Below are 23,084 nucleotides of genomic sequence, written 5' to 3'. Positions count from 1 at the left end.
TTTGGCCCAAATGCGGCCGGGGCGTTAGCCCCGAGTCCCAGCGGCAGCGGCCCGTTTCGCCGCGGCAACGATCGGGCTTTCCTTGGCCTGCGGGAGAACGGGTGAGGGCGGGGCGGCCACAATATCGCGCGCGTCGGCTGCAGCACTGGCGCGTTCGATCACGAGGCGACGCAGGGCTTCAGGTGTGGTGCCCTCGCGCAGGGCTTTCGCGGCATCAATGGCGATGCCGAGACGGCCCGCCTGCGCGGCGATCTCGGCGATCTCCGCCGCCGACTCGCGAAGCTGCGCCGACAATTCGGCCAGATTACCCTGCTGTGTGGTACCTGCGGTGCGCGCCGCAGACGCCGCAGCGGGGGCTGGTGTTGGTACAGTTGCTGCGGGTGCGCTTGCTGCTGTTGGCGCGGCGCCCGGTGCTCGGGCATCATCATCGGCTGCATCTGCTGACGCTGCGCCTGCTGTGTCACGCGCTCGATCCCGCTGCACATCCTCGATGTCCTTCTGCGTATTCTCCTCTTGGTCAGGCGCTTGGGCCATGGCTCTCTCCTTTTGTGGGCTGGTTTGGGTGATGGTCTGGCGCGGCGCTCTGGTGTTGAAGCGCGCGACCAACTGCCGGAAGGCGGCAAAGCCTCGCGCAAGATCGGTGACCTCATCAGCGAGGCCTGCGACAACAGCATCGGCCCCGCGATAGGTTGCAGCTTCGGTCGCCATTGCTGCGTCCTGGCTTAACCGCCCGGCACGACCCGCCGCGACGGTCTCGGCGAAGAGAAACCGCAGCACGTCGATCTCGCGCTGGATGTCGTTTCTGACAGCGGCAGGCAGGGGCTCGTAAGGGTTGGCGTCAATCTTGTGTGACCCCGCATGGATCAGTGTCACCCGTGTTCCGTCCTGATCGAGCTGGCCACTGAGATCAGCGTGCATCACCACGACACCAATGCTGCCCGCAGCACCCGTGCGGGGTAGCAGGATCCGGTCAGCCTGGCTTGCCAGCGCATAACCCGCCGAGAAGGCATGTTCGGCCACAAAGGCCCAGACGGGTTTTGTGGCACGAATTGCACGAATGCGATCCGCGAGGTCAAATACACCCGCGACCTCGCCGCCAAAACTGTCAATTTCCAAGGCGAGGCCGCGCACAGCAGGGTCATGGGCCGCCGCCTCGATCTGGGCCGCGATCCCCTCATAACTGGTCTGACCAGAGGAATTCCCGATCCAGCCGCCACGATGGATCAGTACGCCGGAGATTTCGATCACGGCGATGCCGTCTATCACCGGGTATGGCACCTCACCATGCTGGCGGTAATCGTCCAGCATTCCACCGGCCAGAATACTGGCGCGCGCTGGCGGGACGAAACTGCCGGGTGCGTCATGCAGATCATGGTCTGCCAGTTCGACCCGCCGCCCAAGGATGCGCGGCCCAAGGCCCGAGAGAAACGCCATGGCCTTGGACGGCTCAATCAGTAGCGGCGTGTTAAAGGCGCGCGCGGCAATGCGGGCATGCAGCATCAGGACTGGTCCTCAGGGTCGCGCGGACGGTCTGCCGCATCATCGGTTTTATCCGTCTGGTCGGTGTCGTCGTCGTTGCCTCCATCCCCCTCCGGGCCTTGCAAAGCCTGCACACCCTGCGCGGGTGAACCGGGGCGGCGGAAGTCGAGACCGAGTTGCCGTTCGCGGGCGCGCTCTGCGGCAATATCGCGGTCGACCTGTTCAGCGTCATAGCCGCGCTCGGCGATGGCTTGTGTCCGTGATTTGAGGCCTGCCTCGATCTGGGCGATCTCGGCATTGGCGTCTTTCAGCGGATCCACCCAGTCCCATTTCGTCGGCAGCCAGTCGGCGGCGAGCAGCTGGCTGCGGTTGGCCTCGTAGCGCGGCAAGGACAACGCCCCTGACAGGACCGCCGCATCCATCCAGCGCGCGTAAACTGGCCGGCAAAGCTGCCAGACCATGACGGAATGTTGCCAGGCCGAGACCCGGCGGCGGAACTCGATCAGCGCGAGGCGCGAGTTCGAGAAATTGCCCTTCACCATGTCATTGGCAAGGTACGGATAGGGAATACCCAGGGCTGCCGAGATTTGCAGGAGCGTGCGGTACTGAAACGGCTCGTAAGTGCCGCCGCTGTCGGCGGGCTGTCCCACGGTGACATCTTCGCCCGGATCGAGTCGCACAATCTGGCCGGGGCTAATCTCCACACCGGCGGGTCCATCCTCGTCCTCAGCCGGGGCGAGGGGGTTCTCCGGGGCGGGCGAGGTCACGAACATCGCGTACATCGCCGCGACCTTCTTCCGGTCAAGCTCGGCGTCGTCATACTGATCGAGCAGGAACAGCTTCACGATGGCCGGCGCCAGTTTCGACACCCCGCGCAACTGGCCACCCTCGACCGGGTCGATCACATGGATCACTTCGGAGGCGGGCACCCGGACAATCTCCCCTGCAAGTCCCGGATCGGAGCTGTCGCCCGGGTGGCGGCGAAAGAAATGATAGGCCACGCGTCGCCCGATCCGGTCGAACTCGATGCCCTGGCGGATAGGATTGCCATTGGCGGCAACGCTGGTCTGCTCCAGGGGCAACATCTCCGCCGGCAGCATCTGTAGCTGCAAGGGCACGCTCAGTCCGTCGCCAGCGCGTCGTGGCCGGATCCGAAAGAACACCTCGCCCGCGAGAAACACCTCGCGCGCAGCGCGGCGCTGCAACCCGTAGAAATCCGTGAGCCCCTCGGCATCCGCCTCGTCGGTCCAAGCGAGCCAGAGCCGCTGCAGCTCTTCCTTGGCACCGGCATCCGCGATTTTCGAGATCGGCTTGATCCCATCACCGACGGTATTGGCAGCCCAACTTTCGACCGCGTTCACCGCATAGCCGTTGTTGCGCACCAGCCAGCGAGCGCGGGCGGTGATATCCGGCCCGCTGGCCGCGATCAGCGCGTTGACATGGGCCCGCGTCGCACGAAACCCGCGCAGGCGCCGGTGATGCTGGCCCGCGTCAAACCCACCGATGAAGGCACCGAGGCGCTGCCGCCAGTGCATCACAGGTCTTTCACGGCATAGGGGCGCAGAACACGCCCGGTGCCGCGCTCGAACCTGGCGATACGCCGCTCGAGATCCCCGATCGCCGCCGCCAGTTCCGCGTCCGAGCCATAGGTGATCGACTTGCCGTCGTAACTCACGCTGCGCGTGCCGCTGTAGCGCGCCGCCAAGAGGGCGCTGTGCCGGGATTTCATCTCATCAAGCGTCATTGATCATTCCATGTATTTCGGTGTGCTGATCCGCCAGCCGCGCCGGCGAGGGGCGGTAATCCGCCCGGCTTGCGGCTCGGATGGCCTGTCAGTTTCGGGTTTGGGTGCGATAGCGACGGTCTCCACCCCGGCCTGTTTCTCCAGCTGCCGCCATATCCGCTCGTCGAACCGATCAGCCCCAAGAATCCAGGCGGCGGCCCGGGCATAGACCCTCGTGTCGAGCGCCTCGTTCCTCTCGCGCATCTTTTGCCATTCCTGGCGGGCGTAGCCGCGCCGATCACGGATCGTGACCAGCTGCTCACCCACCAGCTGTTTGAGCCATTCGCTGTCAGCCCAGTCTGGCAGGTGGATCGTGCCGTCAGGGAACGCCACGCCCAGCACGCGATCTTCATCGCTCGGCCGCTCAAGACGCAGATAGCGATAGGTCTCGGCCTTGAAACTCGCCGTGGCCACCGTCCAGAGTCGTGCTCCGCGTTTCAGCTTCCGGCCGTTCACGGTCGCATCGACAAAGGTCGGGCCCGATACAGGCGTCGCCCGGTTGAAGCCTTCCAGGCCTTTGACCGGGGCAACCTGCGCGATCCCTTGCTTACGCGACCAGGCATAGACGGCGGCGGACTCGTAGCCGGTGTCAATGGCCAGCTTGGCCAGCGTCATGATTGCGCCGTTCTCATGCGTCCAGGTCTGGCCAAGCACTGCCGTCAGCCGGTCCCAGCACGCGGGATCGTCGGGACCACCTGCAATGACGATGTGATCGACAAGCCAGCTCTCGAGGCCGCGGCCCCAGGCCCAAATGTCGACTTCAATCCGGTCTTTCTGCACGTCGGCCCCTGCGGTGAGGAATAGCCCGCCTGCGGGGATTTGCGCCGGGAACGTCTCGCGCCGATCCGCCAGCCGCTGCCATTCCGGCGCATCGCCAGACTCAACCCAGGTTTCGCCCAAAAGCGTATTGCGCGCGGCGCGCAACATCTCGTCCGAGCCTTGGGCTGCCAGCCAGTCCCGCGCGATCTGCTCCCAAGATTTCCAGCCGATCGGCGAATAGAGCGCCGAGAGGTGGAAACCGATGGCGTTGGGGTTGTTTGAGGTCGCAGTCGCCCGCCATTCGCCACGCGCCAGCATCTGCGTCTTGTGATGTTCGGCAATAGGGCGTTCGCAGCCCGCGCACATGTAAGCTGCCGTTTCCGGCTGCCCCTTGGCCCAGCGCAACCGTTCAAACTGCAGCCATTGCCTGTGGTCACAATGCGGGCAGGGCACGAAATACCGGCGCTGGTCGGAGGCCTCGAACTCGCGTTCAATGCGCGACAGCCCCCGGATCGTCGGCGTCGAGACCATGAACACCTTGCGCCGATGCGCGAAGGTCGTGGTGCGCGCCTCGGCCAGCGTGACCGGGTCGCCTTCCTCGTCAGCCGAAGCCGGATAGGCATCGACCTCGTCGAGAAACACATAACGCGCCGGCATTGACCGCAGGCCGGTGGCCGAGTTGGCACCAGTCAGCACCAGGATGCCGCCGGGGAATTCCTTGGACAGCATCGAATTGCCGGCATCGCGCGACCGGGCCGGGTTCACCCGCTCGCGCAGCGCCGGGCTGTCCGCGATCAGCGGGTCAATCCGACCGCGCGAGGTGCGTTTGGCCATCTCGACCGTCGGCAGCACCGCCAGCATTGGTCCCGGCGCGTGGTGGATGACAAAGCCAATCCAGTTGTTGCCCGCCTCGGTTGCGCCGACCTGTGCGGCCTTCATAAAGCTGATGCGCTGCGCCGGGTGGCGCGGCGAGAGGGCATCCATGATCTCGCGCAGATAGGGTGTTCGAGCTGTGCGGTATTGGCCCGGCTCGGCGGAGGCCCGCGATGACAGCTTGCGGTGTTGATCGGCCCATTCCGACACCGTCAGATCCGGATCGGGCCGCATGCCGCGGCGCCAGTTGCGCAGGATGTCCTCAGCGCCGTCAAAGCCGAGATCGAGGTCTGCGGTCAGATCACCATCGGTCAGATCGTCGTTGGCCGGGTTTTCGTTATCCGAGGCTGACCCTGAGGTCTGCCAGGGCGGTGAGCTGCTCTCGGACATGGGTTTCCAGCACCCTTTGCAGGATCGCAGTCTCGATCGTTACGGGCATCCCCGAGGCCTTCTCCATCTCTGCGGACAATTGCGCGGCCATCAGCGCGGCGACCCGGGTGGGCCAGGTGACCCAAGTGTCGCGCTCCTGGCGCGCGAGGCGAAACACCAGCGTCTCTGCACGGGCCCGGTCAACCAGCACGCCCTTCTTCTTCTGGATCGCAAGTTGGCGTTCCTGCGCCTGATAGACGGTCAGCGCGGTGCGGGCTTTCAGATAGGAAGAGCTGTCAGCTGGTCCAGAAAAGCCACTATCGCCGCCGCTGCCACCGGTGCGACCGCTGCTGCGCCGCTGTTGGTCCGGATCGGTCATCTCGGCCCGGCGCACATCGGACGCGGCCGCGTTGATTGATCCATCGCTGTAAACCACCAGCCGCCCGGCTTTGCGGGCTTTCTGGATTGCCCCGCGCGACAGGCCGGAATGGGCGGAATACTCGCGCTCGCTTATTCCTTCCATGGCAGTGTCCGTTTCGATTAAAGCAATGATATTGCTTATTATTAAGTTGATTACACTCGCCGCTGGAGCGATTCTGGGTGCAGGTAAATGATGCAACTCAGCCCCGGAGATCCCACCATGGCCACCAAGACCCAAAACCCAAGCGAAGCCCTGCTGCAGGAGATCGCCGCCAAGCATTTCTTTCTCGAAACGCTGGAAACCCGCAACAGTGACAGCCTCGACTTCCATGAGGTCGCGGTCTGGTCGATCCGCGCCGCACTGGAAGAAGCCTTCGCCGCTGGCCAAGCCGCAGCCAAGCGCTGACAGAGGGCAGGGACATGACCATGGCCACAACCACCATCCGCATCGACTTCGCCACGCTGCCTGATCCGCTCAGCGGCAAAAGCCCTGACTCTGTAGCGCGAATGATCGAGGCCGCGCTTCGCGAAGAGGAGATTGCCGCCGATTGCTCCGACATCTTCTCGCATCTCAAGATCGAACTGCCGACCGCGCAGCTGGCTGCTGCCAGCGCTGTGCTGGCGAGCCTGCAACTGATCTGAAGGAGGGGCCCTATGAGCACGCGCGCGCAAATCGCCATCCAGACCGGGCCTGAAGAATGGGCCCATGTTTATTGCCATTATGACGGCTATCCTTCGCACATGCTGCCAGCACTGGCGCGCTGGACGCCGCAGGACATCCTCGCCGCGCGCGAGATCCGGCAGGTGCGCGCCAATGAGATCGAGGGGTTCGAAAACCCCAGCGACCCAATCCTCCTGCCGCGGCCAACCTGCCAGTTCTGTCACCTCTACATCTGGCAGGACGGCGCATGGGCCGAGATCATCCCCGACCCCTTAGAAAGGCCCTTGCCATGACGCTACCTCTCAACTGCCTGTCCGAGGGCGAGATCCTCGCCGACCTGATCCGCCGGGAATGTGCCATCGGGTTTGACCTTCGGTTCTGTCGCAGCGTGGCCGTATCCGAGCACGACTGTGACACCGTTACCTGCGACCCGACCGAGGCGGAGTTCGCCACACTCTACACCCTCACTGATTTGGGCGAAGCGATTGCCATTCACGATGTGGACCTCTCCAGCGCAGGGGCGGACGAGGTGGCAGTCGTCGCCCGCGCGCTGTTTGTCGCTATGATCAACGCGCGGCGCGACCCGCCCGACGCCGCCCAGCGGCACGAGGCAGAGCAGGCGGCGCTGACCGGTACCCACCAGATATCATGATCATAAAGCCATGAAATTGCTTGGATTCAACTACGGCAATCTCTGCAGTAGAGCGATGGTTATGACAGGAAAACGATGCAACTCACCCCGGAGACCAAGCCATGACTACCCGCCGCGCCACCGACAATTCCAAAGCCCTCGACGCTTTCATGACCACCAAGTTCCATATCGACGCGATACTGGAACGCCTGAAAGCCCTGAGCGATGACCATTTCAACACCCATCCCGACGAGATCAACTGGGGCGACGTTGGCACCCTGAACCACTATGCCAGCCTGCTGCGCCAGATCACCGACAGCGCCTTCAAGGAGGGCGAACATGCAGCTTGATCCCGCCCAGCGCCATCAGATCAAACAGGATCCCACCATGCCGAAACTCACCAACACCCAGACCATTATCCTCAGCGCCGCGGCCCAGCGCACCGACAACTTCGCCCTGCCGCTACCCAAGGGGCTGGCCGGAGCGGCGGCGAAGATGGCTGTCGCCAGGATGATCGCACACGGCTTGCTCGAAGAAGTCGAGGCAAACCTGCGCTGCGGCGAACCCCTCTGGCGCGAGACTGGCGATGGTCATGGCACCACGTTGATCGCGACTGAAGCCGGCCTTGAGGCCATCGGGATTAAAGCCGTGGCAGCCAGAGCCGAGACCGCAGCGCGCAAGGCGAAGTCGGACGCCGACTCGCTGCCGACTACATCGGACACGCCAAAACATGTCGCCATACGCACTGGCACCAAACAGGCCCAGATCATCGCTCTGTTGCAGCGCCCCGAGGGTGCGGCGATCAGCGAGATCGTCGCCGAGACTGGCTGGCTGGCCCATTCCGTCCGCGGCATGATCTCTGGCGCGCTGAAAAAGAAGCTGGGCTTGCCCATCGCCTCCGAAAAGATCGACGGTCGAGGAACCGTATACACACTAGGCGGCGCCTGACGCCCCGCTTCACGGTACTGATCACCCGTGAGGCGACTGAGAGCACCAGCGCCAACGCTCGAACAACCGGCGCAGCGCGTAGCTGCGGACGAGCGACAGGCCGCTGAACAGCACACCAATAGCGAGGTTTTGGCCGACGCTTGGGTGTAAATCGAACCATGGAAAAACCATGATCTGCATTGCGACGGCCAGCACATAGCCCACCACGATATTGGTGATGGCTTCGACCAGCGACATGTGGCGCGACTGGCTCATGCGCGCCGCTTCGATTTGGGCGAGGGTTTTTCCTGCTGCTGCACTTGGGCCATAAGAGTGGCGGTATTTCCCGTCGCCATCTCCCATCTCCGCACGGCGACGTCGCAATAGACCGGGTCGAGCTCCATAGCGAAACACTTTCGCCCAGCGCGTTCGGCGGCGATCAGCTGCGTGCCGGAGCCGCAGAATGGCTCGTAGATCAGATCGCTGGGATCGCTGAATGCCGTCAGAACCGCCTCGACCAGCGCCACCGGGAACACTGCCGGGTGTGATCCGGCAGCACCCAGTCCGCCCTTGTGGCGCATGACGCGGAACACAGAGTCGGGGATGCGGTGGCTTTGGATCGGATTGCCGGTGCCGGTCTTGGCGTGGACGGTGCCGTCGGCCCCGCGCAGCCCACCGCCGCCGAGGGTTTCCCCCGCGTGCTTGGACGGGACCGTCTTGTGGGGTTTGCGGGGCGCGCGGTTGAAGTGGAAAATGAACTCGTGCGACGGGGCCAGGCGGCCGTTCCAGTCGCCCGGCAAACCGGGGCCCTGATCCCACACATACCAGCCAAACCGCCGCCAACCAGATGTGCGCATCCATTCCACCCATCCTTCCCAATAGGGCTGCCATTCGCTGTCGCGGTGCACGAGGCCGAGGTTGACCAGCAGCTGCGCCTCGGCGGTGACCGGCGCTGCGGCGAACACGCCCTGCATCAGCGCATCCCAATCGCTGACCTTTTCCTTGGCCGCGCCGTAGTCCCGCTGCTGCGCATAGGGCGGCGAGGTGAACATCAGGGTGGCCTGTTCGCCCTGCATCAGCCTGGCGACGACGGCCGGATCGGTGGCATCGCCGCAGCATAGCCGGTGCTTGCCCAGCGCCCAGATGTCGCCCGGCTTCGTGATCGGATCAGCGGGCGGGGCCGGGATCGCATCGGCCGCATCATCAGAAATCGCAGGGCGGTCGTCAGCGTCTGCCAGCAGTGCGTCCAGTTCATCCTCGGGGATCCCGATCAGCCCGAGGTCGAAATCCTCGGCCAACAGTGCCTGCAATTCCTGCAACAGCAGCGCCTCATCCCAGCCGCCCAATTCGGTCAGTTTGTTGTCGGCGATCCGATAGGCCCGACGCTGGGCTTCGGTCAAATGGCCCAGCACGATCACCGGGGCATCGGACAGCCCGAGGTGCGCGGCGGCTAGGATGCGACCATGGCCAGCGATCAACTCGCCGTCGGCCGCGACCAGCACCGGCACGGTCCAGCCGAACTCGGCCATGCTGGCGGCAATCTTCGCCACCTGGTTGGCATCGTGGGTCTTGGCGTTTCTGGCGTAGGGCTTCAGCCGGGCGAGGGGCCAGAGTTCGATCCTGCCCGGCAGGAGGGGCGCATTCATGCCGCCAGCCTTTTCGCCTTCAGGTCGGCAAAGGTCTCGCCGGTATCAGCCAGCACGGCATTGGCGCCGGTAAATTGCTGCCAGCGCTCGATGGCCACATCGACATAGGTCGGGTTCAATTCGATGCCAAAGCAGACCCGCCCGGTGGTTTCCGCCGCGATCAGCGTGGTGCCGGATCCCATGAAGGGTTCAAACACCGCCTGGCCCGGGCTGGAATTGTTCAGGATCGGGCGGCGCATGCATTCCACCGGCTTTTGCGTGCCGTGGACCGTGGCGGCGTCTTGGTCCTTGCCCGAGATGTGCCAGAGCGTGGTCTGCTTGCGATCCCCGGCCCAGTGGCCCTTGCCGGTCTTTTTGACGGCATACCAACAGGGTTCATGCTGCCAGTGATAGTCGCCCCGGCTGAGAACCAGGCGGTCCTTGGCCCAGATGATCTGCGACCGGACTGCGAAACCCGCCGCCATCAGGCTTTCCGCCACGGTCGATGAGTGCAGCGCGCCGTGCCAGACATAGGCCACGTCGCCGGGAAACAGCGCCCATGCCTCGCGCCAGTCGGCGCGGTCATCATTCAGTACCTTGCCGGTACGTTTGGTTTTGGCCGTACCGGTCGCACCGGCCGCGCCCACCTGGTTGCGCCAGGACGGGTCATACTCCACGCCGTAGGGCGGGTCGGTCACCATCAACAACGGCTTCACATCGCCGAGCAACCGCCCAACCACATCGGCCGACGTGCTGTCGCCGCAGATCAGCCGGTGCGACCGGTGCGACCGGGGCGACCCGAGCTGCCAGAGATCGCCCGCCACCGATACCGGCGTGACAGGTGGTTCGGGAATGTCATCTTCACCCTCGACAGCGCCGCCTTCCACTTGATCCGGATCGCGCAGCAGGGCGTCCAGATCCTCATCGGTGATCCCCAGCAGCGACAGGTCGAAATCCTCGGCCAGCAGCCCCGCGATCTCGTCGCGCAACATCGCCTCGTCCCACTCGCCCAGCTCGGTCAGTTTGTTGTCGGCGATGCGGTAAGCCCGGCGCTCCGCCTCGTCGAGGTGGCTCAGCCGGATCACTGGCACGTCCTTCAGCCCCAACATGGCGGCCGCCAACACCCGGCCATGCCCAGCGATCAACTCACCATCGTCGGCCACCATGCAGGGCACGGTCCAGCCGAACTTCGCCATGCTGGCGGCGATCTTGGCCACCTGATCGGTGCCGTGGATTTTGGCATTGCGGGCATAGGGGCGCAGCCGGTCGATCGGCCAGGATTCAATCTGGCTCGGCGCGAAGACCAGGTCCATCAGGTGGCTTCCATGTGGGGCAGGGCGGGCATGCCGATGCGCTCTGGGCGATGCCGGCGTCAGGATCGGGATCCGCGATGTGGGGAAAACGAAAACGCCCACGAGGGGATACCTGCGGGCGCTATTCTTCGATGATCAAGGTATGAGTCAAGGGGGGCAGCTTTGTCAAATGAAAAACGCGCTTGGATTTAATGGCTTCCAACAAGGTGGATTCCGCTGGCTGGCTTCCGGCGCGATGGCTTCCGTCAGGTGGCTTCCTTGGATTCCGAAAGGAATCCAAGGAAGCCACCCGGTGTGCCGGGTAAGTCACTGATATTGAGTCGGAATTTCGAGGCTATCCGTGGAGGTGGCTTCCAAGTGGCTTCCCCGGTGAAGAAGCCAGGCGCTAGCGATCTGCCGCGCTGCGCCCCCCCGCATACATTCGGGGCCGGGGAGGAACCATGCCGAGGGGGGGCAGGAAACGAAAGCGTCCGATAGGAGATTTTTCCGCGCCCTGCTTTTCAATCCACGGGTCGAGGAGGGCACAGTAGTAAACGGGATGCTGGCCCTGTCAGCTGCGGCAATTCCTCCTGATTGATGAGTGGTTACGCACGCGAAGCTGATGACTACTCGTCGTTGAGTGTCATGGTTTCAAAATAACCTTTCTTCCCCGCCCACCAAGTTTCACGGCATACTCCTTCAAGTTGAGGATTAGCTTGGTGATTCGACCAGAATAGATTTGCAAAGGACAAAGGATGCTAGAAAATCTGCGTATTTCCGATGTGGCCGTGCACGAGGTGTTCACCCGTGGTCAAGACCGTCGGCTGGTTCAACCGGAGTATGCTCTTGCCCTCGAAAACTTGTCCGTTGAAGCAATGACGGCATTCCGCCAACGTGCAACTGATGCGTTGTCTGCTAAGGCTAAATCTGTCGAGATGCAAATCATACGAACTGGGGTCGGTACATTCCAAGGCGACGCAGCCGCAATGGTTGCCTTAACGGCACCAGAGGCGTTTCTTCAGGCCTCGCGCCGAGTTGCAGATCGGTTGGCAGAAGCACAGACATCCCAAGCCATCCCGGGCGGAATCGTAATTGTTTTTAGGGGGGTCACAGGACCGACTGATCTTCCGTTTGTTGCTGTCATCAAGGCAGAGGTTCAGGAAGGCTTCCGCAGACGACGCGACGGAACAGCAGTCATTACAGAATTTGTTAACGATCTATTTCTTACCAAAGCAACACGTCTGTATAAACTTGGATTCATGGTGGCAAGCGGTGCAGCGCCCTATCGCGACGAGGCTTGGCGCTGTCTAGTATTCGACCATCACATCGTCGCAAGCAACCGTGAGGCTGCAGCGATTTACTTCTACGAATCCCTCTTGGGCTGTGGTTTTAGGGAAGATAGCGCATACGAGACTGCGAAATTCTTTAACTTAACCAAAGAGTTTGCTGTAAAAAATATTGAAGACAGGGCTGTGCGGCATCGCGTTCAGGACTCTCTGTTTACATACATCAAGAACGACCAGGCCCCTACGTTCACTGTTGATGAGTTTGCAGAGAGGTACGTGCCGCTTGATATTCGGGATCGTTATCAGACTTTCATGAGAAACAAGCAGTTTCCAGAGCGAGCGGTGCGAAGAGATATTGCCGAGCTTCGCAGTCGCTTGAAGCGGCGCCGATTCAAATATGGCACAGATATCGAATTTTCTGCGTCCCCAGAAGCGATGGCAGAAGGTCGTGTTTCCATCCAGACACAAGACGCCGTAGACGTACAAGCGGAGGCAAGGGGCGAGATCACTGTCATCACGATCAAAGACCCTTTTGTTAAGGAAGTATGAGCGGAAGAGACACAGAATTTCTTGCTCGGTGGAACGCTGAGAAACAGGAGTATGCGCGGTGGGGGAACTTTGTTGTCCACCGCGTTTGCGGCCTTATTTTTAAGAAAATTGACCCGCATCAGGCGGAAACCTTCGTGCGCATCCCTGCGACGCCGAGGCTGAAAGACGGCGAATCCTTACTTCAGAAGGCATTCTATCGCGAGAAAGGATATGCCTCACCTTACGACGAAATAGAAGATAAGGTCGGGGTTCGCTTCGTCTTGCTTCTTGGCTCCGACGTTCGTTTGGTAGGCCAAGCAATTGAGGGAGATACAGAAGCATGGCACGCTATCAAATCCCGTGACCATGAGGCTGAAATCGCGGCAAAACCGTATGAGTTTGAATATCAGTCGGTGCATTTCGTTGTGCGATCTAAGGCAGGGCTTCATCACGAAGGGCAACCCATTGCCGAAAATTTGGCATGCGAAGTCCAGATCCGAACACTCCTGCAGCATGCCTACAGCGAAATTACGCATGACACCCTGTATAAACCTGCGATACAGACTACGCCTGCAATGAAGCGTGCCGCTGCTAAGAGCATGGCGCTGATCGAAGCGACTGGTGATTATTTTGACAGTCTTAATGACCTCATTGCTAAGCAGGTGCAGCCACTTCGTGAACTTGGACTGCGCTTAGAAGGCATCTATTCGCGAATTGTTGGAAGCGCACCCACTGCAGCCAAATCGCCACTCAATGATCTTGTGCTTGACCGTTACGGACACGACGTGAATCCTGATGATGTTGAAAATTGGTTAAACCAGAGAGTATTTATTGGTCAAAGGATAGCTGAAAGGAGTTCCGCTCGCGCCTCATTCAGGCTGCCAGCAATCCTAATTTTATATTACGCTGCAGCCACTGCTACACACGGTACACCGATCAACTGCCCAGTGCCAGAAGACGACTTAAGCCTTATTTATAGCGATCTAGGATTATCACTGAACGGCTAAGTATTCTCAAGGCATTCGACGCAGTCATAATCGACATTTCGGATTTAGATTTCCACGCATTTCAGCAACGGTTGCCATAAGAGGTTCTTCAGGCATTCGCGTTATATCCCGCCCAATCCGTCGTCAAACGTTGCGACCAATCGCAATAATCTGTCGATAATCCGCTCAGTAATTTTCTTGCGCTCGAGAATTTTTGGTTTGCGTTTCAGCGCATCAATGACTGCTTCACGCAGCGGGGTTTTACCTGTGAACTGATAATCGTCCACCAGACGCTGGAATGCCGCCGGTAGGATGCCCTCTTCGGCGCAAACGGCATCTATTGCCTTGTCCCGCTCGTCGTTCCAGAAGGCCAGAAAAGTCTCTTCGACACTGGCGCCGCTGTCCTGTGCCCTTGGCATGTGCTGTTCAATGAACCGTTCGATCAATTCACGCTTGCTGCGCAGCTGAGCCTCTGACCCAAGCATGTCCATCACCAGCTTGCGCTTGCGTGCGCTTTCATCACGCTGGGTGGTATCCAAACTGTTGGAATCCCGCGATACCTCGGCCAGCAAGCCAAGGATGTAGGCGACGTTGATTTCGTCACGCTGGATCAGCTCGAGTTCGAAATCGACCTCGTCGATGATCGACACATCCTTAGTATCCTTTGCCCGCTTTGTCCGGTCATAGATGTCGAGGTACATGCTTTTGTAATCCTCGAACTGCTGTGGATCGAGGACCAGGTCGTCGGGGCTGAACTGGGTGAAACTGCCCAGTACGTTGCGCACGCGGATCAACTCGCGGAACGCCTGCACGAAGGCAAGAATTTCGCCCTCCGTTTGCAGATCGTTCACGCTGTCGACGTCAGGGGCGATTTCCAGCAGCTGGGCGACGGCCGCGTTGAACTGCGCGACGTATTCCTCATAGGGGGCCATCAGGACGGTTTCAATGGCGTCCTTGTTGGAAAACAGCGTGATCGCCTCGTCTGTCTTGGCCTTCAGGTTCCGGAAGCAGACGATGTTGCCTTGGGATTTGACCTGGCCAAGGATGCGATTGGTGCGCGAAAATGCCTGGATCAGCCCATGGTACCGCAGGTTCTTGTCGACGTAGAGCGTATTCAGTTTCTTCGCATCGAAGCCGGTCAGGAACATGTTGACCACCAAAAGTATGTCGACGCGGTCCTTGTCTTGGAAGTCGCGTCTCTCGCGCTCCTTCATCCGTTTGGCGATGTCCTTGTAATAGTTGTAGAAGCTGTGGTTGTCCTTCGTCGAGTAGGCCGTCTGGTACATCGCATTGTAGTCAGCGATGAACCGATCCAGCTTTTCGCGGGTGTGCACGTTGATTGGCTTGTCCACGCCGATGTTGAAATCCGGATCGCCGATCAGGCCGTCGGCGTCTGCATCCTCTTCGTTGGCGGTATAGGTAAAGATCGTGGCCACGCGCAGATCGTGCTCACCCGCTTCGCGGCGCCGCTTGAGGGTTTCGTAATAGATGATCAGCGCATCGACCGAACTGACGCAGAGCATTGCGCTGAACTGGCGGTTGTGGGTCTTGCGATCATGGCTCTGGATGATCCAATCCACCACGCTATTGATGCGATCTGGGTGGTCGAAGAATTCCTTGATGTTGATGCCTGCGACATCTTCGTCGATCAGGGTGCCATCCTTGCGCTTCAACTTGCCCCAATACTCGACCGAGAACCGCAAGACATTCTCATCGCTGATGGCATCGGTGATGACGTATTTGTGCAGGCAGTCGCCGAACAGGTCTTTGGTCGTGCGCTTGGCCATCGCGTTTTCGGCAAAGATCGGGGTGCCGGTGAACCCGAACAACTGCGCGCGGCTGAAGAACGCCACGATGCGCTTGTGGGTCTCGCCGAACTGCGAGCGATGGCATTCATCGAAGATGAACACCACGCGCTCGTCCTTCATCGCCTGCAGCGGGCCCGCGAACTTGTCGCGGGAAATAGCCGTGTTCAGCTTCTGGATCGTCGTGACGATCAGCTTGTGGTCGCCTGCCAACTGCTTGACCAGCGCACGGGTGTTGTCCGTGCCATCGACAGAACCATCGCTGAAATGGTTGAATTCCTTGGTAGTCTGATAGTCGAGGTCGCTGCGGTCGACGACGAAAACGACCTTGTGCACTTTAGGATTCTCAATAAGCACCTGCGCGGCCTTGAAGCTGGTCAGTGTCTTGCCCGACCCCGTCGTGTGCCAGACGTAGCCATTCTTCCGCCCGGCTTTCACCCGCTCGACAATCGCCTCGACTGCGAAATACTGGTAGGGCCGCAGCACCATCAGCACCTTGTTGCTTTCGTGCAGGACGATGTATTTGCTGATCATCTTTGACGCATGGCACTTCTCGAGGAAGGCGTCGGCAAAGGCGTCAAGCTGGGTGATCAGTTTGTTTTCGACGTCTGCCCAGAAGAAGGTCTGGTTGAAATCCTGATCGCGGTTGTTGGCATAGTACTTGGTGTTCACACCGTTCGAGATGACGAACAGCTGCACATACTGAAACAGCCCGTGGTCCGACCAATAGGAATGGCGCTGGTAGCGGTTGACCTGGTTGAATGCCTCCTTCAGCTCCATGCCGCGGCGCTTCAGCTCCACCTGGATCAGCGGCAGGCCGTTGATCAGCAAAGTCACGTCATACCGGTTCTTGTAGCTGCCAGCCTGGGTGACCTGCGACGTGACCTGATATCGGTTACGGCACCACTCTTCGGTGTTCAGGAACTGGATATAGGCGGTTGTGCCATCGTCGCGGGGGAGGGCCATGCGGTCGCGCAGGATCTTGGCCTTGTCAAAGACGTTGCCCTTGTCGAGGTGGTTCAGCACGCGGGTGAATTCTGTGTCCGACAGGGTGACGCCGTTGTGCGCCTCGAGCTGCGCCTTCAGGTTTGCACGAAGCCCAGCGCCGTCGGTGATCGTGACGGGTTCCCAGCCGAGGCTGTGCAGGCGTTTGACCAGGCCGGACTCCAGCTGTGCTTCAGACTGGATGCTCATGTCTTGCCCCGGTCGCGGGACACATCCTTGGCCAGCGCCTCGATTGCGGCAAGGTCATCTGTATCTGCCTGCACCGCATCGGCCTGCTTCCGGGCGGCGTCGAAAACTGCAAAACGGTCGGCGGCCAGTTGCTGCGCGACGTCCATGCGCAGTTTTCCCGCGTGGGTCAGAACTTCGCGGTCGTTGAACTTCAGGAAGGCGTCCAGCTTTTCGGCCCACATGGCCATTGTCACCGGCGCGCGGCGGCGGGCCTGATCTTCGGCAAAATCCAGATACATAGTGACGATGCGGTTCAGCTCGTCTACTTCCTCGGCGCTGAGGTAGTTCTTGCTTGTGCCGACATCGCCCTTGCGCACGATGCCGCCTTTCCAGCTGGTCAGGCCCATGTTCTGCGCGGCAGGATTGGCGCGGGCGGCGATGATTTCGGCCAGCCGTCTGGCCAGTCACGGCCCAGAGCATCTTGTTCTGCACCTTCTGGAAGAACAGCTGGGCCGCGTCAGAACCCTTGTCATAGTCCACGGCAGTGGTGAACAGATCCTTCACCTTCTGGTAGAACCGCTTTTCCGAGGCGCGGATGTCGCGGATGCGCGCCAGCCACTCGTCGAAATAGTCCCACTGCTCTGCCGCCTTCAGCTTTGCGTCGTCCATCGCAAAGCCCTTGACCAGATATTCCTGCAAGACGGTGCCCGCCCAGCGCCTGAACTGCACGCCGCGTCGGGACCGGACGCGGAAGCCCACAGCAAGGATGGCGTCTAGGTTGTAGGTCAGCGTCGAGTAGGTCTTGCCATCGGCGGCAGGTATCAAGGATTCCTTGACAACTGAATCGGCCACCAGCTCGCCATCCGCAAAGATGTTCCGCAGGTGCAGGCTGACGTTCTGCTTCGATGTGTCGAACAGAGCGGCCATTTCCGTCTGGGTCAACCAGACGGTTCCGTCCATCGCCCGCAAGCTGATCTGCGCGGCACCATCTTCGGTCTGATACAGGATCACTTCGCCGGTCATACCCACCCCCTACACGAACATCTGCTGCAACAGACCCTTTTTGAAAGCCTCGAGCTTGGTAACTTGACCGACCACCGCCCGAATTTTGGAGTCCATCGCGGAAATCGCGTTGGCAATCTTCTGTTGCTCGTCTGGATGCGGAAATGGCAATGGAAGAGCCATGAGATCAACAATCGTAATTGCCATGCGGTCGTGGCGGGCACCGTAATTTGCAACACTTTTCATGTAGTCATGCCAAAGCGATGTTTGGAAGTATTGGGCAAAGAAGTCAGTATTCTCATCATGAAATCGAAAAACGGTATAGAGTGGCGACATGACGCCGTCGCCTAAATCATTTCGCTTTATGGGGCCGACAGGCGCGCTGACAGAGATCCGAGGATTGTATACGAAGTCGCCTTTCTTCACGATATAGTATCCGTCAAGGTTTTCCGAGTTTGCGATGTCCTTGTCGAAAAAATCACGCTGATCAATGACGCCGTGGACGGCGGAGTTGGTCAAAACGCGCGTGTGGGACAAGTCTTTGTTTTTTTTCGCACTGCGTGACGCGATATCGCCTAGGTCTCTTACATCCCATTCCGGAAAAGCCTTCCCATCGTCTCGCGTAAACCGAAGCTGCTGGCTGAACAGCTTTTGCATCAGCCCTGCCTTGAACCGCGCCAGCGCCGCACGCTTTGCCGTCAGCTGGACGAGCTTGGCATCCACCATCCTCAGAAACGCGGCGATTTTCTGCTGTTCAGGGAGGGTGGGCATATGCAGAGGTATGCGGGCAAAGTCATCGGCATAAAGGCGCAACCGGTCGCTGGTGATCCCGTGCGAATAAGCACCAAGGAGGTGAAGCATCCGCTTCGCTTTGAACCACTGGTCAAAGAACTGCGGCGAAGTACTCTCCCGTGGGGATAGGACGACATAGGCTGGGCTGACCATGCATTCTTCATGTGCGAGCCCAACCGCGCCTTGCCACATGCGCATCATGTTGTAGACGACATCGCCCCGCTGTGCCCGCAAATTTTGGTTGTCAGCTGCGTCAGCCGCCATCTGCCTGTCCATGCTGTCGCGCCGCACAAGCCCGCGATCCATCGTCACCGAATAGATGGGAAGGCCAGCAGCACCCTTCGCGCGGCTGTTCATGAAGGCGTCGCCAGCATGACCCGGTTTCCAAGGATCCTTGAACTCGGGAAACCGAAGCTTTGGGGCGGCAGGGATCATACCGGCGCCTCCAGACCCAGCTCTGCGCAGAAGTCACGGATAGATTTGTCGAGGGCAGCCATATTGCCTTCAATCGCGCGGATCTCAGCCGCGACAGCAGCCAAGTCGATTTCCGCGTCCGCTTCGAACGTATCCACATAACGGGGGATGTTCAGGTTGAAGTCATTCTCGGCGATTTCACCCAAGGTTGCGCGATGACTGAATCGTTCGACCTCAACGCGGTTGCGGAAGGTTTCAACGATGCGGTCGACATCGGCCGAACGAAGGAAGTTCTGGTTTGTCGCCTTTTCGAAGCAGGTCGAGGCATCAACAAACAGCACATCTTCTGTTTCGCGGCATTTCTTGAACACCAGAATGCAGGTCGGAATGCCGGTACCATAAAAAATGTTTGCAGGCAGGCCGATGACAGCATCCAGCCAGTTGCGATCCTTGATCAGGTATTGCCGGATATGCCCTTCGGCCCCGCCACGGAAAAGGGCACCATGCGGCAGGATCACCGCCATGGTTCCGTTGTCGTCCAGATGATGCAGCATATGCTGGACAAAGGCAAAGTCGGCCTTCGATGCCGGGGCCAGCTTACCATATTGGCTGAACCGGTCATCCGACAGCAGCAGGGGGTTGGACGACCAGTTGGCGCTGAACGGCGGGTTGGCCACCACCGCCTCGAACCGCATGCCGTCATGCTGGGGGTGTTCCAGCGTGTCTTCCTGCTTCAGATCGAAGTTGCGGTAGTGCACCCCGTGCAGGATCATGTTCATACGAGCAAGGTTGTAAGTCGTGCGGTTCATTTCCTGCCCGAAGAACTCGGACACGTCCGCTTCCTTCGCCACGCGAAGCAACAGGGAACCCGACCCACAGGCCGGATCATAGACCGACTTCAGCCGCGTCTTGCCGGTGGTGACGATGCGGGCAAGGATCGTTGAGACCTGCTGCGGGGTGTAGAACTCGCCCGCCTTCTTGCCCGCCCCGCTGGCGAACTGCCCGATCAAATATTCGTAGGCGTCGCCAAGAACGTCGCTGTCGGCCTGATCCAGCTGGAAATCGATCTCGTCCAGATGGGTCAGAACCTTGGCGATCAAGGTATTTTTCGCCTCTTCGGTGCGGCCAAGTTTGGTGGACGTCAGGTCGAGGTCTTCGAACAGGTTGTCGAAATCATCCTCGGACTCGGTGCCCATTGTTGAACGCTGAATGTTATTCAGGATCTTGGTCAGGTCGGCCAAGATGAACTGGCCCGACTTTGATCCGCGTTTGGCTATCTGACTGAACAGCTCAGATGGACGGAGGAAATAGCCCAGTGCATCGACCGAGGCTTCCTTGACGGCATCAAGGATTTCACGGCCCTCCGATGCAGCCTCGTTAACCGACAGGTAATCAATGCCATCCTGTTTCAGCACGTCGTTGGCATAGAGGTGCATGCGCTCGGACAGGTATTTGTAGAATATGAACCCCAGAATGTAATCGCGGAATTCATCAGCATTCATTTTACCGCGCAGGGTGTTGGCAATGTCCCAGAGTTTTTGTTCAAGTTTCTTCTTTTGCTCTTCGGTCATATGGCGCGTCCCCGGCTGATTGTAGGTAAGATTGCCCATCAAACCCGCAAGGGGAAGGCGAAAATTGCAGTGGTTGGCTTGTGCCTATACCGCAGTGTGCTATCGCGCCAGCCACGGTCGCATCTTTGGCATCCCCGTCGTCACCTCGACTTCCCGCAGCATCCCACCCTCCACCAGCCCATCCCGGACCCAATCCAGCGCCTGCCACCAGTCGTCATAGCCGCGCCGGGCGGATGCGATCTGTTCCGGATGCGGCCGGAAAGTCACCGGACACGCCAACACCTCCACCGTGCGCCATTTGCCGCGCGACAGCACGCGTTCCGTGCCAACCACCACCGTGGTCGCCCGCTCTCCGTGCTGGTTGCGCTTGGTCTCGACCGGCACACAGCGCGGCACGACGCCGGGCATCCAGTTGGGCGTTATCCCCGCGCGCGCCAATTCTGCTACGCGGATTGCCATGCGGATGCCGCCGAGACTGTCGGGCATCCCCGCAACCGTGGCGGCGATCACCTCCGCATCTGGATGAGTATAACTGCCCAACTTGTGCTGGCCGCCGTCGATCTTGCAGCCCAGCGCTGCGCGCTGCAGCAGGACATATTCCAAGCCGAAGCCAAAGCCAAAGCCAAACCCTTCTTCCGGCACGTCCTTGCGAGGCGGCAGTTCCAGTTGGGCTTTCTCGATCCGGAACGCCCATTCCAGTGCCGCCTGCACGCCCAGAGTACGTTTTGTGCGCCCGCCGCGCTTGTTGATCGGTCTTTGAAAGGTCATCGCACACCTCGCATGCGAAGGCGTTCTGGCGTGACCAAACCTCTCGCCAGCATCAAACCGCACATGGCGGCGCTGATCATGTTCTGGGGCAGGTACTCGTCGGAGTTCACCTTGGCGGCGTAGAAGGCTGCCAACTCATCTTCGCTCGGCGGCGGGCCAGCATCGCGTTTGCGCTGCCGCTTGGCTTTAGCCTTGCAGGCATCGGCAGCAATCAACTGCGCATCGCGCTGGGCGGCGCGCTCCATGAAACGATCCAGCGCCTTGGGGCCATCGGGTGGATTGGGATGTTCGGCCCGGCTCTCGGTCGCAACCTCGAGGATCCGATCCTCAGACAACCCGAGCTCATCCATCCAGCGCTGGACATGCATCCGTGCTGGCCAGCCCTGCCACCAGGCGGGCAAGCTGGCATTTGCGGCGAAGCCCAGCGCGCTGAGCAGTTCTGCAAAAAACCGATCAAAATCGATCTCGCGCGCTTGCGCGTCCTCCTCCTCCTTTACTGGTTTCCTTAAAGGTTCTCTTACAAGGTTAGTGTCCGGATTTCGGACACGGCTTTGGCCTTTTTCCGGACACGGCTCGGGGCAAAATCCGGACACGGCTATCGCGTCGATCCCGTGTGTGATTTCCGGACACGGGTCGACCGAAAGGGTGGGTATAAGGTCGATTTCAGGGGCCGTTTCTGCTTCAAGGCCGCGTGCCGAACCCCCGTGTCCGACTTCCGGACACGGAACCGCATCAGCCGGTGTGAAGCCGGGCTCAAAGCCCAGAATGTAGCGGGTGGGCAGCTGTCGTTTGGTCACCGGGTCGATGCGCGGCACGCGGCGCAGCAGGCCTCTGGCTTCCAATTGGCCGATATGGTCGTTCAGCGTCGAGCGGCTGATCTCGCAATCATGGGCCAGCCGCACCTGTGACGGGAAGCAGCCGTAATCCGGATTGAACCGGTCGCAGAGATGCCAGAGCACGATCTTGGTGGTCGGTTTCAATCCGCGCTGCTTGATGGCCCAGTTGGTGGCGTCATGGCTCACGACAAGGACCTCCGCGTGGGCGGCACAATGCGCGTTGTAAAACCGTGATCGGCCAGAGCGCCCAGCGCCTCGTCGAGGCTGCGTACCAGCGCCCAACCAAAACCTTGCGCCAGTACGGCATCACGAAACGCCTCCTGCGTTGGGCGCAGGCGACCTTTCGGGGCCTTCAGCTCGAGAAACAGGATGCGCCCGTCGCAGAGGACCATCAGATCGGCAAAACCCGCATGAACGCCCATACCAACGAGGATCGCCTGGCGTCTTGCGCCACGGGGACCAGGCTCGGTCACCTCGTTGGCGCAGTGATGAATGTTTGCCGTGCGGGGCAGGGCGAGGCGCAGGGCCTGCACCACGGCGCGCTGCAGGTCGGCTTCAGGAGTGCCACGCCGGTTCATGGCTTGGCACTCCCATCGTCATCCTGGCGCTGGGCCTGGCGCAGCGGCCGCCGTGCCTCGATCACCACCAGGAGCACGCGAGCATGTTTGCGCTCGGCGGCTGTTTCGCAATGCGTGATGAGGACATGGCAGGCGAGCCGGATTAGGTGATCGGAATGATTGGCGGCGTCGGCGATGACCGCGCGGGCCTCGGCCAGACGATCGGCGGGCCAGACGGCTTGATGGGGCAGGGCGTGCATCAACGGCGGCCTCCCGCACGACGGCGCCGCGGCGCGTTCAGTTCCTGTTCTTCCAGCCATTGCTCGACCGCAGTGCGGCGATAATAGACTTTGCGCCCGGCGCGGATGCAGGGCGGCCCCGTCCGCTGAGCCTCCCAGCGGCGCAGAGTGTCGACCGACAGGCCGAATTCCAGCGCAAGGTCTATGCGGCTGATCCAGCCGACCAGAAGCGTGCGGGGTTTTTCTTGCGGGTCTGGCATCGATCCGAGATGCGGCATGTGGGTCTCCCTGTCCTGGCCCCGTGACGG

The 23,084-nt window shown here is 60.6% G+C and carries 25 protein-coding genes and 1 pseudogene; 8 read left to right on the top strand and 18 right to left on the bottom strand.

The window, feature by feature from the left end; genetic code table 11:
* Positions 1-24 precede the first annotated feature (24 nt).
* The 5 genes from VDQ28_RS05120 to VDQ28_RS05100 are packed head-to-tail and all read right to left on the bottom strand — an operon-like array spanning position 25 to position 5,786.
* Positions 25-1,500 (bottom strand): S49 family peptidase, encoded by a 1,476-nt coding sequence (locus VDQ28_RS05120; protein WP_323034912.1) that lies wholly within the window; start codon positions 1,498-1,500, stop codon positions 25-27.
* The gene (locus tag VDQ28_RS05115) at positions 1,500-3,014 is read right to left on the bottom strand and encodes a phage portal protein (protein WP_323034911.1); all 1,515 of its coding nucleotides are present in this window, start codon (positions 3,012-3,014) and stop codon (positions 1,500-1,502) included. Before VDQ28_RS05115 ends, VDQ28_RS05120 begins: the two co-directional genes overlap by 1 nt.
* Complete coding sequence (locus VDQ28_RS05110) at positions 3,014-3,223, bottom strand: phage head-tail joining protein (protein ID WP_323034910.1); 210 nt, start codon at positions 3,221-3,223, stop codon at positions 3,014-3,016. The genes VDQ28_RS05115 and VDQ28_RS05110 overlap by 1 nt, the downstream gene beginning before the upstream one ends.
* A 3-nt stretch (positions 3,224-3,226) precedes the next feature.
* A complete protein-coding gene (locus VDQ28_RS05105) occupies positions 3,227-5,284 on the bottom strand; it encodes a phage terminase large subunit family protein (RefSeq protein WP_323034909.1) in 2,058 nt (685 codons plus the stop codon).
* A complete protein-coding gene (locus tag VDQ28_RS05100) occupies positions 5,232-5,786 on the bottom strand; it encodes a hypothetical protein (RefSeq protein WP_323034908.1) in 555 nt (184 codons plus the stop codon). Before VDQ28_RS05100 ends, VDQ28_RS05105 begins: the two co-directional genes overlap by 53 nt.
* A gap of 117 nt (positions 5,787-5,903) precedes the next feature.
* Between VDQ28_RS05100 and VDQ28_RS05095 the strand changes: the two genes are divergently transcribed.
* From VDQ28_RS05095 to VDQ28_RS05070, 6 genes are all read left to right on the top strand, one after another.
* Complete coding sequence (locus VDQ28_RS05095) at positions 5,904-6,089, top strand: DUF6900 domain-containing protein (protein ID WP_323034907.1); 186 nt, start codon at positions 5,904-5,906, stop codon at positions 6,087-6,089.
* 14 nt (positions 6,090-6,103) lie between these two features.
* Positions 6,104-6,325 (top strand): hypothetical protein, encoded by a 222-nt coding sequence (locus VDQ28_RS05090; protein WP_323034906.1) that lies wholly within the window; start codon positions 6,104-6,106, stop codon positions 6,323-6,325.
* A 12-nt stretch (positions 6,326-6,337) separates the two neighbouring features.
* Positions 6,338-6,637 carry a hypothetical protein gene (locus VDQ28_RS05085; protein WP_323034905.1) on the top strand — a complete coding sequence of 100 codons (300 nt, stop codon included), beginning with the start codon at positions 6,338-6,340 and terminating at the stop codon, positions 6,635-6,637.
* A complete protein-coding gene (locus VDQ28_RS05080; RefSeq protein ID WP_323034904.1) occupies positions 6,634-6,996 on the top strand; it encodes a hypothetical protein in 363 nt (120 codons plus the stop codon). The genes VDQ28_RS05085 and VDQ28_RS05080 overlap by 4 nt, the downstream gene beginning before the upstream one ends.
* Before the next feature lie 101 nt (positions 6,997-7,097).
* On the top strand, positions 7,098-7,325 hold the full coding sequence (locus VDQ28_RS05075) for a hypothetical protein (protein ID WP_323034903.1): 228 nt from the start codon (positions 7,098-7,100) through the stop codon (positions 7,323-7,325).
* 37 nt (positions 7,326-7,362) lie between these two features.
* Entirely contained in the window at positions 7,363-7,923 is a 561-nt protein-coding gene (locus VDQ28_RS05070; protein ID WP_323038067.1) for a DUF3489 domain-containing protein, read from the top strand.
* A gap of 21 nt (positions 7,924-7,944) precedes the next feature.
* Here VDQ28_RS05070 and VDQ28_RS05065 read toward each other — a convergent pair whose 3' ends face one another.
* Genes VDQ28_RS05065 through VDQ28_RS05055 form a run of 3 tightly spaced genes read right to left on the bottom strand, consistent with a single transcriptional unit; the run spans position 7,945 to position 10,840 of the window.
* Entirely contained in the window at positions 7,945-8,178 is a 234-nt protein-coding gene (locus tag VDQ28_RS05065; RefSeq protein WP_323034902.1) for a hypothetical protein, read from the bottom strand.
* On the bottom strand, positions 8,175-9,548 hold the full coding sequence (locus tag VDQ28_RS05060) for a site-specific DNA-methyltransferase (RefSeq protein WP_323034901.1): 1,374 nt from the start codon (positions 9,546-9,548) through the stop codon (positions 8,175-8,177). Before VDQ28_RS05060 ends, VDQ28_RS05065 begins: the two co-directional genes overlap by 4 nt.
* The gene (locus VDQ28_RS05055; protein ID WP_323034900.1) at positions 9,545-10,840 is read right to left on the bottom strand and encodes a site-specific DNA-methyltransferase; all 1,296 of its coding nucleotides are present in this window, start codon (positions 10,838-10,840) and stop codon (positions 9,545-9,547) included. Before VDQ28_RS05055 ends, VDQ28_RS05060 begins: the two co-directional genes overlap by 4 nt.
* Before the next feature lie 734 nt (positions 10,841-11,574).
* Here VDQ28_RS05055 and VDQ28_RS05050 point away from each other — a divergent pair.
* Together VDQ28_RS05050 and VDQ28_RS05045 are read left to right on the top strand one after the other, a co-directional pair.
* On the top strand, positions 11,575-12,654 hold the full coding sequence (locus VDQ28_RS05050; RefSeq protein WP_323034899.1) for a nucleoid-associated protein: 1,080 nt from the start codon (positions 11,575-11,577) through the stop codon (positions 12,652-12,654).
* Positions 12,651-13,640 (top strand): RelA/SpoT domain-containing protein, encoded by a 990-nt coding sequence (locus VDQ28_RS05045; protein WP_323034898.1) that lies wholly within the window; start codon positions 12,651-12,653, stop codon positions 13,638-13,640. The genes VDQ28_RS05050 and VDQ28_RS05045 overlap by 4 nt, the downstream gene beginning before the upstream one ends.
* Before the next feature lie 101 nt (positions 13,641-13,741).
* On the opposite strand, the gene VDQ28_RS05040 is transcribed toward VDQ28_RS05045, so the two are convergent.
* The 10 genes and pseudogenes from VDQ28_RS05040 to VDQ28_RS04995 all read right to left on the bottom strand — a co-directional run bounded on the left by VDQ28_RS05040 (position 13,742) and on the right by VDQ28_RS04995 (position 23,054).
* Positions 13,742-16,618, bottom strand: coding sequence for a type I restriction endonuclease subunit R (locus VDQ28_RS05040; RefSeq protein WP_323034897.1), 2,877 nt, complete (start codon positions 16,616-16,618; stop codon positions 13,742-13,744).
* A complete protein-coding gene (rhuM, locus tag VDQ28_RS05035) occupies positions 16,615-17,004 on the bottom strand; it encodes a RhuM family protein (RefSeq protein ID WP_323034896.1) in 390 nt (129 codons plus the stop codon). The genes VDQ28_RS05040 and rhuM (VDQ28_RS05035) overlap by 4 nt, the downstream gene beginning before the upstream one ends.
* A 103-nt stretch (positions 17,005-17,107) precedes the next feature.
* Positions 17,108-17,524: pseudogene (rhuM, locus tag VDQ28_RS22555) on the bottom strand (RhuM family protein); the annotation flags it as partial.
* Between the two features lie 105 nt (positions 17,525-17,629).
* A complete protein-coding gene (locus VDQ28_RS05025; protein WP_323034894.1) occupies positions 17,630-18,826 on the bottom strand; it encodes a restriction endonuclease subunit S in 1,197 nt (398 codons plus the stop codon).
* Positions 18,823-20,376: a type I restriction-modification system subunit M gene (locus tag VDQ28_RS05020; RefSeq protein WP_323034893.1), complete on the bottom strand. Its 1,554-nt coding sequence runs from the start codon at positions 20,374-20,376 to the stop codon at positions 18,823-18,825. Before VDQ28_RS05020 ends, VDQ28_RS05025 begins: the two co-directional genes overlap by 4 nt.
* A 99-nt stretch (positions 20,377-20,475) precedes the next feature.
* The gene (locus tag VDQ28_RS05015) at positions 20,476-21,144 is read right to left on the bottom strand and encodes a hypothetical protein (RefSeq protein WP_323034892.1); all 669 of its coding nucleotides are present in this window, start codon (positions 21,142-21,144) and stop codon (positions 20,476-20,478) included.
* Positions 21,141-22,166, bottom strand: a complete 1,026-nt coding sequence (locus VDQ28_RS05010; RefSeq protein WP_323034891.1) for a helix-turn-helix domain-containing protein — start codon at positions 22,164-22,166, stop codon at positions 21,141-21,143. The genes VDQ28_RS05015 and VDQ28_RS05010 overlap by 4 nt, the downstream gene beginning before the upstream one ends.
* Positions 22,163-22,558, bottom strand: a complete 396-nt coding sequence (locus tag VDQ28_RS05005) for a VRR-NUC domain-containing protein (protein WP_323034890.1) — start codon at positions 22,556-22,558, stop codon at positions 22,163-22,165. The genes VDQ28_RS05010 and VDQ28_RS05005 overlap by 4 nt, the downstream gene beginning before the upstream one ends.
* On the bottom strand, positions 22,555-22,797 hold the full coding sequence (locus tag VDQ28_RS05000; RefSeq protein WP_323038066.1) for a hypothetical protein: 243 nt from the start codon (positions 22,795-22,797) through the stop codon (positions 22,555-22,557). Before VDQ28_RS05000 ends, VDQ28_RS05005 begins: the two co-directional genes overlap by 4 nt.
* The gene (locus VDQ28_RS04995; RefSeq protein WP_127110185.1) at positions 22,797-23,054 is read right to left on the bottom strand and encodes a helix-turn-helix transcriptional regulator; all 258 of its coding nucleotides are present in this window, start codon (positions 23,052-23,054) and stop codon (positions 22,797-22,799) included. The genes VDQ28_RS05000 and VDQ28_RS04995 overlap by 1 nt, the downstream gene beginning before the upstream one ends.
* Between the last annotated feature and the right edge of the window lie 30 nt (positions 23,055-23,084).

It is taken from the genome of Pararhodobacter sp., from assembly GCF_034676545.1.
GTDB lineage: Bacteria > Pseudomonadota > Alphaproteobacteria > Rhodobacterales > Rhodobacteraceae > Pararhodobacter.
The sequence above is the reverse complement of the archived record's forward strand: the minus strand, read 5'-3'. Positions and strand labels throughout refer to the sequence as shown.

Bases quoted from the DNA above. Each gene is read 5' to 3' on its own strand.
- VDQ28_RS05120 (WP_323034912.1), bottom strand. From the start codon at position 1,500: ATGCTGCATGCCCGCATTGCCGCGCGCGCCTTTAACACGCCGCTACTG.
- VDQ28_RS05115 (WP_323034911.1), bottom strand. From the start codon at position 3,014: ATGCACTGGCGGCAGCGCCTCGGTGCCTTCATCGGTGGGTTTGACGCG.
- VDQ28_RS05110 (WP_323034910.1), bottom strand. From the start codon at position 3,223: ATGACGCTTGATGAGATGAAATCCCGGCACAGCGCCCTCTTGGCGGCG.
- VDQ28_RS05105 (WP_323034909.1), bottom strand. From the start codon at position 5,284: ATGTCCGAGAGCAGCTCACCGCCCTGGCAGACCTCAGGGTCAGCCTCG.
- VDQ28_RS05100 (WP_323034908.1), bottom strand. From the start codon at position 5,786: ATGGAAGGAATAAGCGAGCGCGAGTATTCCGCCCATTCCGGCCTGTCG.
- VDQ28_RS05095 (WP_323034907.1), top strand. From the start codon at position 5,904: ATGGCCACCAAGACCCAAAACCCAAGCGAAGCCCTGCTGCAGGAGATC.
- VDQ28_RS05090 (WP_323034906.1), top strand. From the start codon at position 6,104: ATGACCATGGCCACAACCACCATCCGCATCGACTTCGCCACGCTGCCT.
- VDQ28_RS05085 (WP_323034905.1), top strand. From the start codon at position 6,338: ATGAGCACGCGCGCGCAAATCGCCATCCAGACCGGGCCTGAAGAATGG.
- VDQ28_RS05080 (WP_323034904.1), top strand. From the start codon at position 6,634: ATGACGCTACCTCTCAACTGCCTGTCCGAGGGCGAGATCCTCGCCGAC.
- VDQ28_RS05075 (WP_323034903.1), top strand. From the start codon at position 7,098: ATGACTACCCGCCGCGCCACCGACAATTCCAAAGCCCTCGACGCTTTC.
- VDQ28_RS05070 (WP_323038067.1), top strand. From the start codon at position 7,363: ATGCCGAAACTCACCAACACCCAGACCATTATCCTCAGCGCCGCGGCC.
- VDQ28_RS05065 (WP_323034902.1), bottom strand. From the start codon at position 8,178: ATGAGCCAGTCGCGCCACATGTCGCTGGTCGAAGCCATCACCAATATC.
- VDQ28_RS05060 (WP_323034901.1), bottom strand. From the start codon at position 9,548: ATGAATGCGCCCCTCCTGCCGGGCAGGATCGAACTCTGGCCCCTCGCC.
- VDQ28_RS05055 (WP_323034900.1), bottom strand. From the start codon at position 10,840: ATGGACCTGGTCTTCGCGCCGAGCCAGATTGAATCCTGGCCGATCGAC.
- VDQ28_RS05050 (WP_323034899.1), top strand. From the start codon at position 11,575: ATGCTAGAAAATCTGCGTATTTCCGATGTGGCCGTGCACGAGGTGTTC.
- VDQ28_RS05045 (WP_323034898.1), top strand. From the start codon at position 12,651: ATGAGCGGAAGAGACACAGAATTTCTTGCTCGGTGGAACGCTGAGAAA.
- VDQ28_RS05040 (WP_323034897.1), bottom strand. From the start codon at position 16,618: ATGAGCATCCAGTCTGAAGCACAGCTGGAGTCCGGCCTGGTCAAACGC.
- rhuM (WP_323034896.1), bottom strand. From the start codon at position 17,004: ATGGGCCTGACCAGCTGGAAAGGCGGCATCGTGCGCAAGGGCGATGTC.
- VDQ28_RS05025 (WP_323034894.1), bottom strand. From the start codon at position 18,826: ATGATCCCTGCCGCCCCAAAGCTTCGGTTTCCCGAGTTCAAGGATCCT.
- VDQ28_RS05020 (WP_323034893.1), bottom strand. From the start codon at position 20,376: ATGACCGAAGAGCAAAAGAAGAAACTTGAACAAAAACTCTGGGACATT.
- VDQ28_RS05015 (WP_323034892.1), bottom strand. From the start codon at position 21,144: ATGACCTTTCAAAGACCGATCAACAAGCGCGGCGGGCGCACAAAACGT.
- VDQ28_RS05005 (WP_323034890.1), bottom strand. From the start codon at position 22,558: ATGAACCGGCGTGGCACTCCTGAAGCCGACCTGCAGCGCGCCGTGGTG.
- VDQ28_RS05000 (WP_323038066.1), bottom strand. From the start codon at position 22,797: ATGCACGCCCTGCCCCATCAAGCCGTCTGGCCCGCCGATCGTCTGGCC.
- VDQ28_RS04995 (WP_127110185.1), bottom strand. From the start codon at position 23,054: ATGCCGCATCTCGGATCGATGCCAGACCCGCAAGAAAAACCCCGCACG.